Raw genomic sequence first — 14,866 nt, 5'->3', positions numbered from 1 at the left:
GCGGCTATGCTTGAAAGAAAAACCGCCCTGTAGCAAGGCGGCTTTTCCCCCAAAAAGCTATTGTGCTTGCGGTTGATAGCGCAGAATCGGCTTGCGCGCCGCTGTCGCTTCGTCCAGACGTTTGACCACGGTCGTATGCGGCGCTTCCTGTACAAGCTCAGGCGTTTCTTCGCACTCGCGGGCAATTTGCAGCATGACGTCGATGAACTCGTCGAGCGTTTCTTTCGTTTCGGTTTCGGTCGGCTCAATCATCAGGCACTCATCGACAATCAGCGGGAAGTAGATGGTTGGCGGATGATAGCCGAAGTCGAGCAGGCGCTTGGCGATGTCGAGCGTGCGTACGCCCAGCTTTTTCTGACGGACGCCAGACAAAACAAATTCATGCTTGCAGACGCGGTCATACGGCAGATGGTAAGCCGTAGCCAGACGGCGCATCATGTAGTTCGCGCTGAGCACCGCATTTTGCGACACTTGCAGCAAGCCCTCCGGACCCATGGTGCGGATGTAGCTGTGCGCGCGTACGAGAATGCCGAAGTTTCCGTTGTAGCCTTTTACACGGCCGATGGAAGCCGGACGGTTGCTGTCCCAGTAGAAGCTGCCGTCTGCTTTTTTCGCCACGATCGGCGTTGGCAAAAACGGTTCGAGAATCTTTTTCACGCCAACAGGGCCAGCGCCCGGGCCGCCGCCGCCGTGCGGGCCTGTAAACGTTTTGTGCAGGTTGAGGTGAACCACATCGAAGCCCATGTCGCCTGGGCGGGCAATGCCGAGGATCGCATTCGCGTTCGCGCCGTCGTAATACAAGAGGCCGCCTGCTTCGTGGACGATTTTCGCCATTTCCACGATGTCTTCCTCGAACAGGCCGAGCGTGTTCGGGTTGGTCAGCATGAGCGCCGCTGTATCTGGGCCTACGGCATCGCGCAGCGCCTGAATATCGACCAGGCCGCGCTCGTCAGAAGCAATCGTGACGGTGTCCAGTCCGGCTACCGCCGCAGAAGCCGGGTTCGTTCCGTGCGCGGAGTTGGGCACGATGACTTTGGTGCGGTGGCCTTCGCCGCGGCTCTCGTGGTACGCGCGGATCATCATGAGGCCAGTCCACTCGCCAGCCGCGCCAGCAGCGGGCTGCAAGGTCACAGCGTCCATTCCGGTAATCTCCGCCAGCTCTTGTTGCAGGTTGTACAAAAGCTCCAAAGCGCCCTGCACGGTTTCTTCCGGCTGGTACGGGTGGGTTTGGGCGAAGCCTGGGTAGCGGGCAACGTCCTCGTTGATTTTCGGGTTGTATTTCATCGTGCAAGAACCGAGCGGGTAGAAGCCGTTGTCTACCCCGTGGTTGCGACGGGACAACTCGGTGTAGTGACGCACCAGCTGCAGCTCGGATACTTCCGGCAATTCAGCAGGGGTTTCGCGGATGAGGTGCTTCGGCAACAGGCTGGTCACCTCTGCCTCTGGTACGTCCAATGCCGGCAGATTGTAGCCCACACGGCCCGGTTTGCTCATTTCAAAAATCAATGCTTTCTCCTGGTCGTTACGCACGTGTGATCGCCTCCAATTCAGCCGCCAATGTGTCGATTTCTTCCTTGGTCCGCAGTTCGGTTACCGCAAGCAGCGTATGGCCCGCGTATTCCGGGTAGTCCAGTCCCAGATCGTAGCCGCCGATGATGCCTGCATCCAGCAGCTTTTTGTTGACTTCCGCTACCGGTTTGGACAGCTTGACGACAAATTCGTTGAAGAAAGGAGCGGCAAAGACGACTTCCAGTCCTTTTGCTTGCAGCGCTTGCTTGGCGTAATGCGCTTTTTGCAGGTTCATCATCGCCATTTCCTGCACGCCCTGTTTGCCGAGGGCCGTCATGGTGATCGCAGCAGCCAGGGCCAGCAGCGCTTGGTTGGAGCAGATGTTGGACGTCGCTTTTTCGCGGCGAATGTGCTGCTCGCGCGCTTGCAGGGTGAGCACGAAGCCGCGCTTGCCGTTTTCGTCCTTCGTTTGTCCGACGATCCGGCCCGGCATTTTGCGCATCAGCTTGGTCGTCGTCGCGAAGTAGCCGCAGTGCGGTCCGCCAAACGACGCCGGAATGCCGAACGGCTGCATGTCGCCGACCACGATGTCAGCGCCCAGCTTGCCCGGCGCTTCGAGGATGCCGAGTGCGAGCGGGTTTGCGGAGGTGATAAACAGGGCGCCTTTGCCATGGGCAATCGGCTCGATCGCCGCCAGGTCTTCCACGTTTCCGAAGAAGTTCGGGTATTGGACGATCACAGCCGCGGTATTTTCGTCCACGGCCGCTTCCAGCGCTGCGAGGTCAGTCACTCCGTCGCTGTTCACGCCGACTTCGACCAGGTCCACACTTTGCCCGTAGGCGTATGTTTTCAGCACGCCGCGCGATTCCGGATGAACGGCACGGGAGACGACCACGCGTTTTTTGCCGGTGTGGCCAGCCGCCATCATCGCCGCTTCCGCCAGCGAAGTCGCCCCATCGTACATGGAGGAGTTCGCCACTTCCATTCCGGTCAGTTCACACACCATCGTCTGGAATTCAAAAATCGCTTGCAGCTCGCCCTGGCTGATCTCAGGCTGATACGGCGTGTACGCTGTAAAAAATTCTCCGCGCAGCAGCATATGGTTCACTGTGCTCGGCGTGTAATGCTGGTAAACGCCAGCACCCAAAAAGTTGACATGCGTGCTGAAGTTCACATTTTGATTGGCCAGACGCGTGAAGTATTTCACCAGATCAGGCTCGGACAGCGCTTCCGGAATGTTCAGCGCCCCTTTGAAGCGCACTTCTTCCGGAATGTCGGCAAACAGTTCTTCTATGCGGGAAATGCCGAGAGTTTCCAGCATTTCGCGCTTGTCCTGATCGGTTTGGGGCAGGTAGCGGTATTTCACGAACGTTGTCCTCCTCAAAATAGGATGTATAGTGGGCGATTGCTTAGTTTTTCGGACGTTTATAAAAGGGAGTGGCGACAACCTCGGCTTTGAGGCGCTTTCCGCGGATTTCCACTTCCAGCTGGGTGCCGAGCGACGCATGCTCGCTTTTCACGAGCGCCAATCCGACGTTTTTCTTCAAGGTGGGAGACTGTGTGCCCGTGGTCACTTCGCCCACCAGCTCTTCTCCGACATAGACCGGATAGTGCGTGCGCGGAATGCCGCGGTCTATCATCTCGATGCCGACCAGCTTGCGAGGAGCGCCGTTTTCTTTTTGCGCCTTGAGCACTTCCTGGCCGATGAACGGCACTTCTTTGTCCACCTTCACCGCGAAGCCGATGCCCGCTTCGATCGGCGTGATGTCCTTGCTCAATTCCTGGCCGTACAGCGGCAGCTTGGCTTCGAAGCGCAACGTGTCGCGCGCGCCCAGCCCGCACGGCAGAAGTCCGTCATCCTTTCCCGCCGCAAGCAACGCGTCCCACAGTTCGGCGGCACGGTCTGCTGCCAGATAAATCTCAAAGCCGTCCTCGCCTGTATAGCCCGTGCGCGATACCAGTGCCGGAATGCCGCCGACCTCTACGTCGCGCTCGAAACGGAAGGAGCCGATTTTCGACAGGTCTGTCTTGGTCAGCTTTTGCAAAATCGACTCGGCCAAAGGTCCCTGAATGGCGAGCTGCGCCGTTTGCGCCGAGATGTTTTCAATCGTGACGCCCGGAATCAGGTGCTCTTCTAGCCATGCATAGTCTTTGTCAATGTTTCCTGCGTTAATGACAAGCAGGTAATGGTCGTCCGCCAACTTGTACACGAGCAGATCGTCGACCGTACCGCCGTCCGGGTAGCAAAGCACGCTGTACTGCGCTTGCCCGACGGCCAGCTTGGACACGTCGTTGGTGGTGACGCGCTGCAAGTATGCGAGCGCATTCTCGCCTTTGACGTCGACCTCTCCCATGTGGGATACATCAAACAGACCCGCTTTCGTCCGGACGGCTTCGTGCTCCTGGCCAATGCTGGAAAACTGTACCGGCAGCTCCCAACCGCCGAAGTCGATTGTCTTGGCGCCGTATTTTGCGTAGGAATCAAACAATGGCGTTCTTTTCAGAGTGGACATGTGTGGCACCTCCTAAAGACTGTTAGTCGGCCGATCTCCCCATGAAAAAACAGAGGCGAAAAAACGGGTACACCAAAAGAACGGTGCCCATTTCTCCTCCTCTGTCCTTGGTACCTGAGAGTTACCTTGCCAATCAAGCGCGGCGGGGAACGCCGTGCCTGCAAGTTTCCCCTTTGGTGGCTCCGATTTCGAGCTCTCTCCAGAGTTGCGTCCAGTAGAGGTTCTTTTGCCTGAGAGATTCACCGTTCCCGGCTTGCTCCTTCGGCGCTGCAGTGGTTCGCGCAGTCTCTCCCTGCTACTATCATTCGCGTTGGGTAGATGGTCATACATAAGTTTTTGCTATGATTTCCATACTAGTGAATGAACTTCCTCTCTATCCTACCATGAGAGTCCGCTGTTGAAAATATGCAAATTAACAGTCAGATCAAGAAATACTTAACAAAATGATGAACACGATCATAAATGTTAAGGTTTTTGATATAGCGCATGAAAGTTATGGCAGAGCTTTGTAAAGGAGTAACGTATATGCCGAATATTCCTGTTTCATTTGACACGAGCTGGATATCCCCGCTGACGGAGCGACTGCACGAAGACGGCCCCTGGGACAAATGGGAGTTGTTCAAGCTCACGCTGGAAGCGGAAGAGGCTATGGCCGTTCGCGAGTTCGATCAGTTGCAATGCCTGAAATACTTGCCGCTTCTCTCCCCGTTTCCCCACCAATTGCAGACGGCGGAACGGGTGCTCAACGACATGCGCGGACGCGCCATTCTCGCCGATGAGGTCGGACTGGGCAAGACGATCGAAGCCGGGCTGATTATGAAGGAGTACATGGTCAGGGGCCTGGCGAAAAAAATTCTCGTACTCGTTCCCGCCTCTCTCGTCATCCAGTGGACGAAGGAGCTGCAGCAAAAATTCGGCATTCCCGCCGTGGCGCAAAAAAAGGAGTACATGTGGCGACAGCATGACGTCGTCGTCGCTTCCATCGACACGGCGAAACGAGATCCGCATCGCCGCCACGTGCTCGACATCGACTACGACATCCTGATTATCGACGAGGCGCACAAGCTCAAAAACAAACGGACGCGCAACTACCAATTCGTGAAGGAAATTCGCAAAAAATATTGCTTGCTGCTCACGGCTACGCCCATCCAGAACGAGATGGACGAACTGTACAACCTGATTACCTTATTGAAGCCGGGGCACCTCGGCCACTCCGCGTCGTTTTCCTCCAATTACGTCGAAGGAAAGCGCCAGTCCAAAAACAGCGACAAATTGCGCGAAGAAATCGAAAAGGTGATGATTCGCAACAAGCGAAGCGACGGCGGCATCCAGTTCACCAGTCGCCGCGTCCAGTCGATTCCCATCGAGCTGACGCAGGAGGAAATGGAGCTGTACGAGGGGGTCACCCGCTTTGTGCGCGACCAATACCAGGCGGGGACCGGACTGTTCAACTCGCTTGCCTTGATTACGTTGCAGCGCGAGGTTTGCTCCAGCAAGGAAGCCTCTTTTCTGACGCTGTACAACATGCACCAGCGCATCAGCGAGGACTCTCCTCTGCGCGGGCAAATTCTGGAGCTGGTCGAGATGATTAAACGGATCGAGACACACTCCAAGGCAGCCAAAGCCGTCGAGCTGATTCAACAGATCAACGACAAGGTGATTATTTTCACCGAATATCGGGCGACGCAAAACTACCTGCAAAAATATTTGCATGACCACGGTATTACCTCCGTGCCGTTTCGCGGCGGCTTCAAGCGCAGCAAAAAAGACTGGATGACCGATTTGTTCCAAAACCGCGCCCAGGTGCTGATCGCCACGGAAGCGGGCGGCGAAGGCATCAACCTGCAATTCTGCAACCAGGTCATCAACTACGACATGCCCTGGAACCCGATGCGCGTCGAGCAGCGGATCGGGCGCGTCCACCGTCTCGGCCAGAAGCGTGACGTGCACATTTACAACTTGTCCACCGTCGGGACGATCGAGGAGCACATCTTGAAGCTGCTGTACGAAAAAATCGACCTGTTTGAAATGGTCATCGGCGAGCTGGATGACATCGTGGAACGGCTCAATCTCCACTCGTCGCTGGAAGAAAATTTGACGCAGATCATCATGGATTCCCAATCGACTCGCGAAATGGCCCTCAAGCTCGACAACATGGGCCATGCCATCCGCGCGAGCAGACAGCAGCACGCCACCCCGGCCCTGTCGGAAGCGGCGGAGCAATAGCCAAACACGAACGAGAAAGGAGGTTCTCCCGATGCAAGCCAACCAGGTCCGGCAATTTGTAGAGCGCTACCTCGCGACTTTTTCCGCGCACATCGTCGAAGCCCATCCGGATTACTTGACGGTCAAGCTTCCGGTCGAGGTCGACAAGGATATCGGCAACCGCCCGTTTTACTGGAGCTGGGTCGACAAAATGAACCTGGCCTATCAGCCGCTCGTGCTTACCTTTGCGTTTCACCCGGACCGGATACCGGACGGGCTGCGAGCCGAGTATCTGCATCTGGGCGCCGTGCGCATGCAGCAAATTTTTGCCTCGGCCAAAAAACACGGGCGCTTTTTATGCATGTACGAGCAAAGTCCCGCTTCCCTGCCGCTCACAGGCAAGCGCCGCTCCACTCCGCTCGTTCCCTGGCTCGGACTTAACCTGAAAGTATCGCTTCTCTGCGACAAGCGGCGCGACATCATGCTCTACCTCGGGATCAATCTGCACCAGCCCCGCCTCGTGCATGACTTTTCCTCGTTTTTGTTCCAGCTGCCGCTCACCCCGGCCATTCCGGATTACTTTTACACGCTCGACCGGAAGCTGTCCGTGGAAGACGCGCTGGAGCTTGCCAAACAGGAGGTCGACGCCGTCATCGCCCAGGAAGACCACACGTGGGCGCTTGAGGCGCGGGCACGCCTGACGGAGGAGCTGGACATCCTGGCCGCCTACTACGAAGAGCTTGCCCGGCGAGAGCCTCCCGGCGAGCAGAGCGAGACGGAAGCGGCAGAGGCAGAGGGAGATGAAGCTCCCGGGCAGACAGCCCCCGTCCCGCAGCCAGCGCGTGAGACAGTCCCCGCCCGGGAGCCTGTTGTCGAAGCGGAGCAGACGCTTGACGAATACCGCTCTTCCGGCGGGCGAATCCTCGACTTTTTACGTGCCAATGGCGTACAGGTCACGCCGCGCGAGGAAATCAATCAGGAGGAATGGAAAAAAAGCACGCCGGAGGAAGAAAAACAGCGCCGGATGGACGAGCTGCGGTGGCAGTACGAGCCGCGCATCGAGGTCCATTTTATTAACGGCGGACTGTTTTATTTGCACTCTACTCCGCCCGTCGCCAAAACGCGGCCCGCAAAAACGGTGCCCCAACTCCCCGCATCCGGGCGAATCGTGTAAAAGATCAGCGAGAAGAAGTGTGAGGGAAGTGACAAGTTGCAACAAATCTTTTTGTCATCGCTGGTTACAATAGGAATAAGTTTAGCCAGTGCAAAAGGTGGTGCATGTTGGTGATCAGACGTTTCCTTCCCTTTCTCGGGGTGTTCTTGTCTTTCGCGTTACTCGTCTGTCCTGTCCAGGCCGAGGAACAGACGAACTGGGACAAAGAGTTTCACGCCCAAATCCAGACGTGGCTGAATGAACTTGCCAACCGCGATCCGCAATTCAAGGAGTGGCAAAAAGCCGATACAGAAGTGCAGACACTCGGCGCCAATCAACGCCAGTGGCTGGTCAGCGTCAAGCAAGCAGACAGACAGGTCGGGTACCTGGTCGTAGGAGAGGCAGTCGATGCGCCTGCCCGGACAACATTCGTGCTGTTGGAATACGGGGTCGGGGAATACATTCTGTTCGACGATGCTTTTGCCCCGCGGGAAATTGCCGCCGAGCCGGTCTACGACGGCTTCGCTTCCCACTGGCTGGTCGCCCGCCAGTCTTCGCCGCAACTGGTGAACGCCAAAACAGGCGAAGCCTATCCTGCTTCCTTTTCCGCCAACGAGCCGGTCTTTGGCAGCCTGTCCACGCAAAATCTGGTACAGACCGGACAGCGGTTGACGAAGACCCGCATTCTGCAAGGGACGCCAAAAGATCCGTTTGACCAGATCGGCTGGGTCAGCCAGCTAAACGGGGACAGCGCGATCACGTGGCCCCAGCTGTGGCAGCAAAACAGCGAGGCTCCCGTGACGCTGACCGTTTCCTTGCATCATTCCCAGGTGCTCGCTCCGTTCGTCGTCGGCTCGCTCCATTTGTGGAACGATCAGTACGCATACGTAGGGGTGTGGGATGAGGGTCTGCGTTTTGTCCCCTACCCTTACGCTGACAAGGTCGGAACATTTTACGCAGCGGCGAAGCCGCACAGCTGAACCGTCGCTTTTTCGCAAAAAAACAAGCTCTCCGCCTTCCGCAGGCAGGAGAGCTTGTTTTTTCATTGGCTGGCACGCTTGTCGTGCGAGAACGCAGCCATGCTTCTACAGATTAATGGTGATCGATCGGGGAAAGACGTTCGTGTACGGCATGAAACACTTCATCGGCCGTCATTCCCTCCGCATTGATGATGGATGCTCCCGTCACCGTCATGTTCGGATCACCCAAAACGCTTTGATCCTGACCCGTAATCACGATCGCATCGACCACCTGTTGCCAGTTTCCCAAATCGACAACCTCATAGCCGTTATCGCCCAGCATTTTGCGAATCTGGGACAGGGACTTTTCTACCGCTACTCTCGCCATACGCACCGCACCCTCCGTCCGCTTACCATGGTAGGATTATTTGCGCCACAACAGCCGGATCGACATAGGGATCGCCCCGAACCAGCGTGCCGACCAAGGCTCACGCGGAGCCTTGCGCTGACGCCGTTCATCTTTTGGCGTATCCATGTACTGGACAAACAATTTCGTCAGGTACTTCAAATAATCTTGAAAGGACATCGCACGTGACCTCCTTCATACTCGCAGATACACGCCGTCTTATCCGGCAATAGCGCTGTCCCTTTTATTGTTTCCCGCCTTCCGCGCTTTCAACCACCTGGGCCGTAATTTCGTCCACGAGCGCCTCCAGGCTTTTTCCGGTCGTATCCACCTGAATCGGGGCAAAATCATACGCACCAGCACGTTCCGCCATGAGCGTTTTTACACGTTCTGCCACCCCGCCGGCAAGCAGCGGGCGCGAGGTATCGTTTTCCAGCCGCCTGATTATTTCTTCCTCGCTGGCGTTGAGCGCGATCACCGTTCCTTTTGCCAGCATGACCGCGACATTTTGCTTGCGCAGGACGGCCCCACCGCCTGTCGTCAGCACCTGCGGGCCGTTGTCCAGAAGCTGTGCCAGCAGTCTCGACTCCACGTCGCGAAAATACGTCTCTCCGTGCCGGGTGAACAGCTCCGGGATCGAGCAGCCTTCCTGCTCGATAATCGCGGCATCCAGGTCACGGTGCGGCATGCCCAGGGAGGCAGCCAGCGCGCTCCCGACGGTTGTCTTCCCGGTTCCCATAAATCCGACGAGAATCAGGTTATTCATTTTGTTTCCGCCCCCTTTCCACTCGCTTTTCGCGTATACATTTTTACTGTTTTTTCAGCTGGATTGTAGTCCGTTTCCCATTCGAATACGTCAGCGAAAAACGACAGCGGCACCATGGTTCGCTCCTTGATTTCCGTCAGCGGATGTCCGAGGTCGAGTTTTTGCCCATCGCGAATGGCGAAGCGCTCCCGCTCCTTGACGAAAACTTCTCGGCCATGGCCTTTGACGCGAATCATCTGCTTTTCCTGATCCCAGTCGATGGCAAGCCCCATTTTTTCCCCCAGCTCGCGCAGCGGCACATACACCGTGCCGCCGGTTGCTCTCGCCGGAATGGACGGATAAAAGCTCCTGTTGTTGATGATCGTCGTGATATACGGCTCCAGTTGCACAGTGCCCAAGCCTTCGCGATTCGGCTTTTTCGTCGCGTACACGAAGTATTTCGCTTCGCCTTGCAGCGTTTGCCCCAGCGCCTGATCCAGATGCTCGGCTCCGATCACGCTGCCGTGGTAGTTTTGCTGCACGCGGTGGAGAAAACGCTTGTACGCCTCATCCCCGATCTGCTTGCGCAAATGATCGAACAACAAGGCTCCTTTGGAATACCACGTCCAGTGGAATTCTTCTTCGGTCGCAAACTTCTGCAACGGCTTGTCCAGGCTGCCGTTCGGGTAGCGCTCCTGCAAGCGGCGGGCGTCGCGGTTGTACTCATCGAGCAGCGTGGAGGCCGACTGCGCCCCGTACCGGTTTTGCAAGTAATGGTACACGCTCAACTCTACAAGCCCTTCGTCCAGCCAGCCGTGAGACGCTTCCAGCGTCGCGACGCTGTTGTACCACCACAAATGGGCGATTTCATGCGGCAGCCAGTGGTCGATCAGATTGCGCTGGTACATGTCGCGCTTGAAAATGGCGAGATTGGCGTACTCCATCGCATACGTCGTGCCTGTGCTCGTCTCGGCAATGGCGACGTGCGGATACGGAAGCGGCCCGTACCAGTCGCTGTACGTCGGAAACACCGACTCGGCAATCGTTTTGATCCGCTGGATGTTGCCTTTGTCCACCGAGGCGATATCGACGGACAGGTTCGGCCCCATCCGGATCGTTTCCACATGGTACAGCGGGCTGCCGACCAGAGCGAAATTGAGCAGCTTTTTGCCCTGATAGTGGATTTGCTGCTTGCTGCCCTCCATCGCCTTTGCGCTGCCTCGTCCCCACGAACTGACCCAGTTGTAGCCTTTCGGAGAGACAAAGGTGACGTCGTAGTCGGCGTAATGGTAGACAAACGGATCGCCGAAATCGACACGCTGCGGCGGATCGTACCATTTTCCTTGCTGGTTTTGCGCGCCCAGCATCGGGTACCACGTCGTCAGCGTCCAGATGTCGTCCTTGACGCCAAAGCGCGTCCCTCTTCTCGGCACCGGATTTTCAAACTCGATCGCGAGCGTCCCGCGCATTTCCGCTCCCAGCGGATTGGCCAGCTTGACCGTGGACAGGCCGCGTTCAAAGGCAAGCGGCTTGTCTTTGTAGCGGATCGACTTGACCGTCATTTTGTTCCACAAGTAATCGTAGACGTACAGACGCAAATCCGCCGTCTGCGGATTGTCGAATTCGACCGTCATTTTCCCCGTAATTTTGGCCTCAGACGTATGTAATTCGGCTTGAATCTTGTAGACGGGGTGCAAATCCTTCACGTAGGAAGGCAGCGGCGGATCGTATGAAAACGGATCGGCTCCGGTTAGTTCCGTCATTGTCGTTTGGCTTGCCTCCCAGCGTTTGGCAATCTCTGGCCAGTAGGCAATGATGCCGATGGAGCCAAACATGACCAGAATGGTGAGACAGACCAGTAAACTCGTTTTCTGCAAAGTCTTCATGACAGCCCCCAGAAAAAAATCGCTCGGCTGCAAGCGTTCATTATTTGTTTCATTGTAGCAAATAAAAAAGAGGGTGAGTAGAAATTCAGGAGATTTTGCCACAAAAATGAAAAAGCCGCCCCCCCTGTCCGCAGCATGGGCAAGCGGCAAATTCCCTACCAGGTCTCGTACATGATTTTTCCTGTCTGCTCCAGATCATAGCCGCCGACTGCCAGAAGCTCCTTTTGAAACAGCGAGGAACGCAGGATGTCCAGGACGGCAGCAATGAACGCCTCGTTTTCCTTCGTTTTGAGTAGGACGAGATCGTATCTCTCCTTCACCATCGGCACGAACTCTACCCCGACCAGCTGCGCTGCCTTTTCAATCCCGACACCTACGTCCGCTTCCTTGCGCGCAACAACTCCGGCCACTGCCAGATGGCTCGTCTCTTCGTGCTCGTAGCCGTTCACGTCACCCCCTGCTATTTTCGCCAGCCGAAACTGCTCCTCGATCAGCGTCCGCGCGCCCGAGCCTTTTTCGCGATTGACCATCCAAACGCCTGGCTTGGTCAGGTCGGTCCAGGACAAAATTTGCTTGGGGTTGCCTGCCTGCACGTAAAAGCCGGCCCAGCGCGCCAGCATGTTGACGACGAGAAAGCGATGCCCGGTCAGGATGCGGCGAACGTATGGCACGTTGTACTCGCCCGTCTCTCCGTCGAACAGGTGGGTGCTGACGATATCGGCTTTGCCCGTGTACATGGCAATCAGGCTGTTCAGCGAGCCGGCGTAGGAGCGAAGCGGCCGAAGCGGCAGCTCGCGCTTGTCCAGATGGTTGGCAAGCAGATCGAGGCTGACGTCCTGCCCGCTGATAATGACAGGGCGCATCGCGGACGGCTGCGTCTTGTCCGTCGCCTGCGGAGCTTGTCCATGCATTTGCCCATGCAGCGGGGCGGAATGAGTCGCCTGTGCCTGGCGGTATCCGCCTTTTGCCCGCGCCTTGTACGCCTCCAAATCGCTTTGATCGACACGCATCTGCCTGCCGACACGGTATGCGGGCAGCTCGCCTTTTTTAATCAGGTCGTACACAGTCAGCTTTGAGATGCGCAAAAGCTTCGCAATTTCTTCCGTTGTATAGGAATTTTCGTGAGTCATGTCTGCCCTCCGCTCGGTTCTTTCCTTTCATTTTCTTTCCATTCTCGGCAAATCGCAATTGATTATTTCCCATAAGCTACTATAATTCATTTATATCTCGTTATCATTTGTTATAACGAAATATAACAATCTGGAGGTTCTTTTGATGAAAAAGCAATGGCTGGCTTTATGCACGGCATTCACCCTGATGCTCGGCGCATGCTCGACTTCCCAAACGGCTCCGCAGGCAGCGGAACCTGCCCCGACCCAACAGGCGGAACTGATGGTTTCCGCAGCGGCAAGCTTGACGGATGCCTTGAACGAGCTCAAAACCTCTTTTGAGGCGGAAAACCCTGGCACCACCCTCGCCTTTACCTTCGGCAGCTCGGGAAAGCTGGCGACCCAGATTGCGCAGGGCGCTCCCTCTGACGTCTTTCTGTCTGCCAGCCAAAAGGACATGGACGGGCTGGAAGAAAAACAGCTGATCGCCAAAGATACGCGCCAGGACTTTGCAGGCAACGCGCTCGTCCTGATCGCAGGCAAGGACAGCACGCTCCCCATCGATTCGTTTGAAGACTTGAACCAGCCGGAAATCACGCACATCGCAGTCGGCGAACCGGAAACCGTGCCGGCAGGCCGCTACGCAAAAGAATCGCTCGAAACGCTGAACTTGTGGAACGCCCTGTCCGGCCGCCTGGTATTCGGCAGTGACGTGCGCCAGGTGCTGACTTTCGTCGAGTCCGGCAATGCCGAGGTCGGCATCGTCTATTCCAGCGACGCTGCGGTCTCCCAAAACGTGAAGGTGCTCGCGACAGCCAAACCGGAATGGCACAAGCCAATCGTTTATCCAGGAGCGGTCATCAGCACGTCCAAGCATCCGGATGCGGCGAAAGCATTCCTGGCCTACTTGACAAGCGACAAAGGAAAAGCGATCTTACAGAAGTACGGATTCCAATAAGAAAAGGCAGGTAGCGAGCGTTATGGAAACGAATCTGACACCGTTGATGCTCTCCTTGCAAGTAGCTGCGGTATCCACCTCCTTTGTGTTTGTACTCGGCATGCTCAGCGCGCGCTGGATGACACAAAAGGAGTTCTGGGGCAAACACGTGCTGGAGTCCTTTTTGCTGCTCCCGCTCGTCCTGCCGCCGACGGTCGTCGGCTTCGGCTTGCTGCTCTTGTTCGGAAAAAACGGATTTTTCGGCCAGCTGCTCGCCCGCTGGTTTGACATCCAGGTCGTCTTCACGCTGACCGGAGCCGTGATCGCTTCTGTCGTCGTCTCGTTTCCGCTGATGTATCAAAGTGCCGTCGCGGCATTCACCGGCGTGGATCGCCGCCTGGAAAATGCCGCGCGGACGATGGGAGCATCGGAATGGCGGGTGTTCTGGACGGTCGCTTTCCCGCTTGCCTGGCCGGGACTGTTGGCCGGGCTGGTCCTGTCGTTTGCCCGCGGTTTGGGCGAGTTTGGCGCCACGCTGATGCTCGCTGGCTACATACCAGGAAAAACGGATACGATCCCGGTGGCCATCTACTTCGCTGTAGAAGCGGGGCAAATGGACAAGGCGCTGTTTTGGGTGGTCATCATCGTATCGCTCGGCATGGGCACCACGCTCTGGCTCAACTGGTGGAGCCGCCGCAACGTGCAGCGGTATGCCAATCAAAAGTAAGGCAGGGGAACTGACATGCTTTCCGTCACGATTCAAAAGCGTTTGCCTGATTTTTTGCTTGCGGTCTCCTTCTCCGCCGGGCAGGAGATTGTCGTCCTCTTCGGGCCATCCGGCTCGGGCAAGACGACGATCCTGAACAGCATCGCCGGACTGGTGCATCCCGACGGGGGCGAAATCGTGCTGAACGGGCGAACTTTTTACAAGCAGGGGCAAAAGCCGCTTTCCGTGCAGAAGCGCAAAGTCGGCTATCTGTTTCAGGACTACGCGCTGTTCCCGCACATGACGGTCGCCCAAAACATCCGCTATGGCTTGAAACCAGGCCATGATCTCCACCTGGAGCCGCTCTTGTCTACGGTCGGGATCGCTCACTTGCTGGAAAAGTACCCCCACCAGCTCTCCGGCGGGCAAAAGCAGCGGGTTGCCCTTGTCCGCGCTTTGGCTACCGAGCCGGAGCTTTTGCTCTTGGACGAGCCGCTCTCCGCGCTGGATGCGGACACGCGCAGGCAGTGTCAGGATGAGCTGCTCCGGCTTCATGCCATGTGGCGCATTCCGTTTTTGCTCGTCACCCATGATCGGGAAGAAGCGGAAAAGCTGGGCGATACCATCCTGCTGCTGGAAAACGGGCGCATCGTCGAGCACATCAAACAAAAACGCCATACCGCGACGTCCTCCTCCTGACAAACCGGATTGGGCGTTGCGTATGGCTGTTTTTGTGCC

At 56.8% G+C, this 14,866-nt stretch carries 14 protein-coding genes and 2 riboswitches; of the genes, 6 read left to right on the top strand and 8 right to left on the bottom strand.

Annotated features, from left to right (window positions below):
• Positions 1-57 precede the first annotated feature (57 nt).
• From gcvPB to gcvT, 3 genes are read right to left on the bottom strand one after another with little or no spacing between them, the layout of a single operon-like run.
• Positions 58-1,530: an aminomethyl-transferring glycine dehydrogenase subunit GcvPB gene (gene gcvPB, locus ACTHO6_RS02255; protein WP_440238880.1), complete on the bottom strand. Its 1,473-nt coding sequence runs from the start codon at positions 1,528-1,530 to the stop codon at positions 58-60.
• Positions 1,523-2,875, bottom strand: a complete 1,353-nt coding sequence (gene gcvPA, locus ACTHO6_RS02250) for an aminomethyl-transferring glycine dehydrogenase subunit GcvPA (protein ID WP_440238878.1) — start codon at positions 2,873-2,875, stop codon at positions 1,523-1,525. Before gcvPA ends, gcvPB begins: the two co-directional genes overlap by 8 nt.
• Before the next feature lie 43 nt (positions 2,876-2,918).
• The gene (gene gcvT, locus ACTHO6_RS02245; RefSeq protein ID WP_440238876.1) at positions 2,919-4,022 is read right to left on the bottom strand and encodes a glycine cleavage system aminomethyltransferase GcvT; all 1,104 of its coding nucleotides are present in this window, start codon (positions 4,020-4,022) and stop codon (positions 2,919-2,921) included.
• Between the two features lie 91 nt (positions 4,023-4,113).
• Positions 4,114-4,230: riboswitch (glycine riboswitch) on the bottom strand.
• Positions 4,231-4,327, bottom strand: a riboswitch (glycine riboswitch).
• Positions 4,328-4,547: 220 nt separating this feature from the next.
• Here gcvT and ACTHO6_RS02240 point away from each other — a divergent pair.
• The 3 genes from ACTHO6_RS02240 to ACTHO6_RS02230 all read left to right on the top strand — a co-directional run bounded on the left by ACTHO6_RS02240 (position 4,548) and on the right by ACTHO6_RS02230 (position 8,360).
• Positions 4,548-6,248, top strand: coding sequence for a DEAD/DEAH box helicase (locus ACTHO6_RS02240; protein ID WP_440238874.1), 1,701 nt, complete (start codon positions 4,548-4,550; stop codon positions 6,246-6,248).
• Between the two features lie 31 nt (positions 6,249-6,279).
• Complete coding sequence (locus tag ACTHO6_RS02235) at positions 6,280-7,401, top strand: YqhG family protein (RefSeq protein ID WP_440238872.1); 1,122 nt, start codon at positions 6,280-6,282, stop codon at positions 7,399-7,401.
• 110 nt (positions 7,402-7,511) lie between these two features.
• The gene (locus ACTHO6_RS02230; RefSeq protein ID WP_440238870.1) at positions 7,512-8,360 is read left to right on the top strand and encodes a hypothetical protein; all 849 of its coding nucleotides are present in this window, start codon (positions 7,512-7,514) and stop codon (positions 8,358-8,360) included.
• Between the two features lie 112 nt (positions 8,361-8,472).
• Here the strand turns inward: ACTHO6_RS02230 and ACTHO6_RS02225 are convergent, their stop codons facing one another.
• The 5 genes from ACTHO6_RS02225 to ACTHO6_RS02205 form a co-directional block, all read right to left on the bottom strand.
• Complete coding sequence (locus ACTHO6_RS02225) at positions 8,473-8,727, bottom strand: YkuS family protein (RefSeq protein WP_440238868.1); 255 nt, start codon at positions 8,725-8,727, stop codon at positions 8,473-8,475.
• Positions 8,728-8,763: 36 nt separating this feature from the next.
• Positions 8,764-8,925 carry a YqzE family protein gene (locus ACTHO6_RS02220; protein ID WP_440238866.1) on the bottom strand — a complete coding sequence of 54 codons (162 nt, stop codon included), beginning with the start codon at positions 8,923-8,925 and terminating at the stop codon, positions 8,764-8,766.
• 64 nt (positions 8,926-8,989) lie between these two features.
• Positions 8,990-9,511 carry a shikimate kinase gene (locus ACTHO6_RS02215; RefSeq protein WP_440238864.1) on the bottom strand — a complete coding sequence of 174 codons (522 nt, stop codon included), beginning with the start codon at positions 9,509-9,511 and terminating at the stop codon, positions 8,990-8,992.
• Positions 9,508-11,376 carry a stalk domain-containing protein gene (locus tag ACTHO6_RS02210; protein ID WP_440238862.1) on the bottom strand — a complete coding sequence of 623 codons (1,869 nt, stop codon included), beginning with the start codon at positions 11,374-11,376 and terminating at the stop codon, positions 9,508-9,510. The genes ACTHO6_RS02215 and ACTHO6_RS02210 overlap by 4 nt, the downstream gene beginning before the upstream one ends.
• Before the next feature lie 155 nt (positions 11,377-11,531).
• Positions 11,532-12,506, bottom strand: coding sequence for a substrate-binding domain-containing protein (locus ACTHO6_RS02205; protein WP_440238860.1), 975 nt, complete (start codon positions 12,504-12,506; stop codon positions 11,532-11,534).
• Between the two features lie 145 nt (positions 12,507-12,651).
• On the opposite strand from ACTHO6_RS02205, the gene modA reads away from it, so the two are divergent.
• Genes modA through ACTHO6_RS02190 form a run of 3 tightly spaced genes read left to right on the top strand, consistent with a single transcriptional unit; the run spans position 12,652 to position 14,827 of the window.
• Complete coding sequence (modA, locus tag ACTHO6_RS02200) at positions 12,652-13,443, top strand: molybdate ABC transporter substrate-binding protein (protein WP_440238858.1); 792 nt, start codon at positions 12,652-12,654, stop codon at positions 13,441-13,443.
• Positions 13,444-13,465: 22 nt separating this feature from the next.
• Positions 13,466-14,149 (top strand): molybdate ABC transporter permease subunit, encoded by a 684-nt coding sequence (gene modB, locus ACTHO6_RS02195; protein ID WP_440238856.1) that lies wholly within the window; start codon positions 13,466-13,468, stop codon positions 14,147-14,149.
• A gap of 15 nt (positions 14,150-14,164) precedes the next feature.
• Complete coding sequence (locus ACTHO6_RS02190) at positions 14,165-14,827, top strand: ATP-binding cassette domain-containing protein (protein WP_440238854.1); 663 nt, start codon at positions 14,165-14,167, stop codon at positions 14,825-14,827.
• The last annotated feature ends 39 nt before the right edge of the window (positions 14,828-14,866 follow it).

The sequence above is a fragment of the Brevibacillus sp. SAFN-007a genome (assembly GCF_051967035.1).
Taxonomy (GTDB): domain Bacteria; phylum Bacillota; class Bacilli; order Brevibacillales; family Brevibacillaceae; genus Brevibacillus.
The sequence above is the reverse complement of the archived record's forward strand: the minus strand, read 5'-3'. Positions and strand labels throughout refer to the sequence as shown.

Excerpts from the sequence above, each read along its gene's own strand:
- ACTHO6_RS02215 (WP_440238864.1), bottom strand. The coding sequence starts at position 9,511 with ATGAATAACCTGATTCTCGTCGGATTTATGGGAACCGGGAAGACAACC.
- modB (WP_440238856.1), top strand. The coding sequence starts at position 13,466 with ATGGAAACGAATCTGACACCGTTGATGCTCTCCTTGCAAGTAGCTGCG.
- ACTHO6_RS02235 (WP_440238872.1), top strand. The coding sequence starts at position 6,280 with ATGCAAGCCAACCAGGTCCGGCAATTTGTAGAGCGCTACCTCGCGACT.
- gcvT (WP_440238876.1), bottom strand. The coding sequence starts at position 4,022 with ATGTCCACTCTGAAAAGAACGCCATTGTTTGATTCCTACGCAAAATAC.
- modA (WP_440238858.1), top strand. The coding sequence starts at position 12,652 with ATGAAAAAGCAATGGCTGGCTTTATGCACGGCATTCACCCTGATGCTC.
- ACTHO6_RS02210 (WP_440238862.1), bottom strand. The coding sequence starts at position 11,376 with ATGAAGACTTTGCAGAAAACGAGTTTACTGGTCTGTCTCACCATTCTG.
- ACTHO6_RS02190 (WP_440238854.1), top strand. The coding sequence starts at position 14,165 with ATGCTTTCCGTCACGATTCAAAAGCGTTTGCCTGATTTTTTGCTTGCG.
- ACTHO6_RS02240 (WP_440238874.1), top strand. The coding sequence starts at position 4,548 with ATGCCGAATATTCCTGTTTCATTTGACACGAGCTGGATATCCCCGCTG.
- ACTHO6_RS02220 (WP_440238866.1), bottom strand. The coding sequence starts at position 8,925 with ATGTCCTTTCAAGATTATTTGAAGTACCTGACGAAATTGTTTGTCCAG.
- ACTHO6_RS02225 (WP_440238868.1), bottom strand. The coding sequence starts at position 8,727 with ATGGCGAGAGTAGCGGTAGAAAAGTCCCTGTCCCAGATTCGCAAAATG.
- ACTHO6_RS02205 (WP_440238860.1), bottom strand. The coding sequence starts at position 12,506 with ATGACTCACGAAAATTCCTATACAACGGAAGAAATTGCGAAGCTTTTG.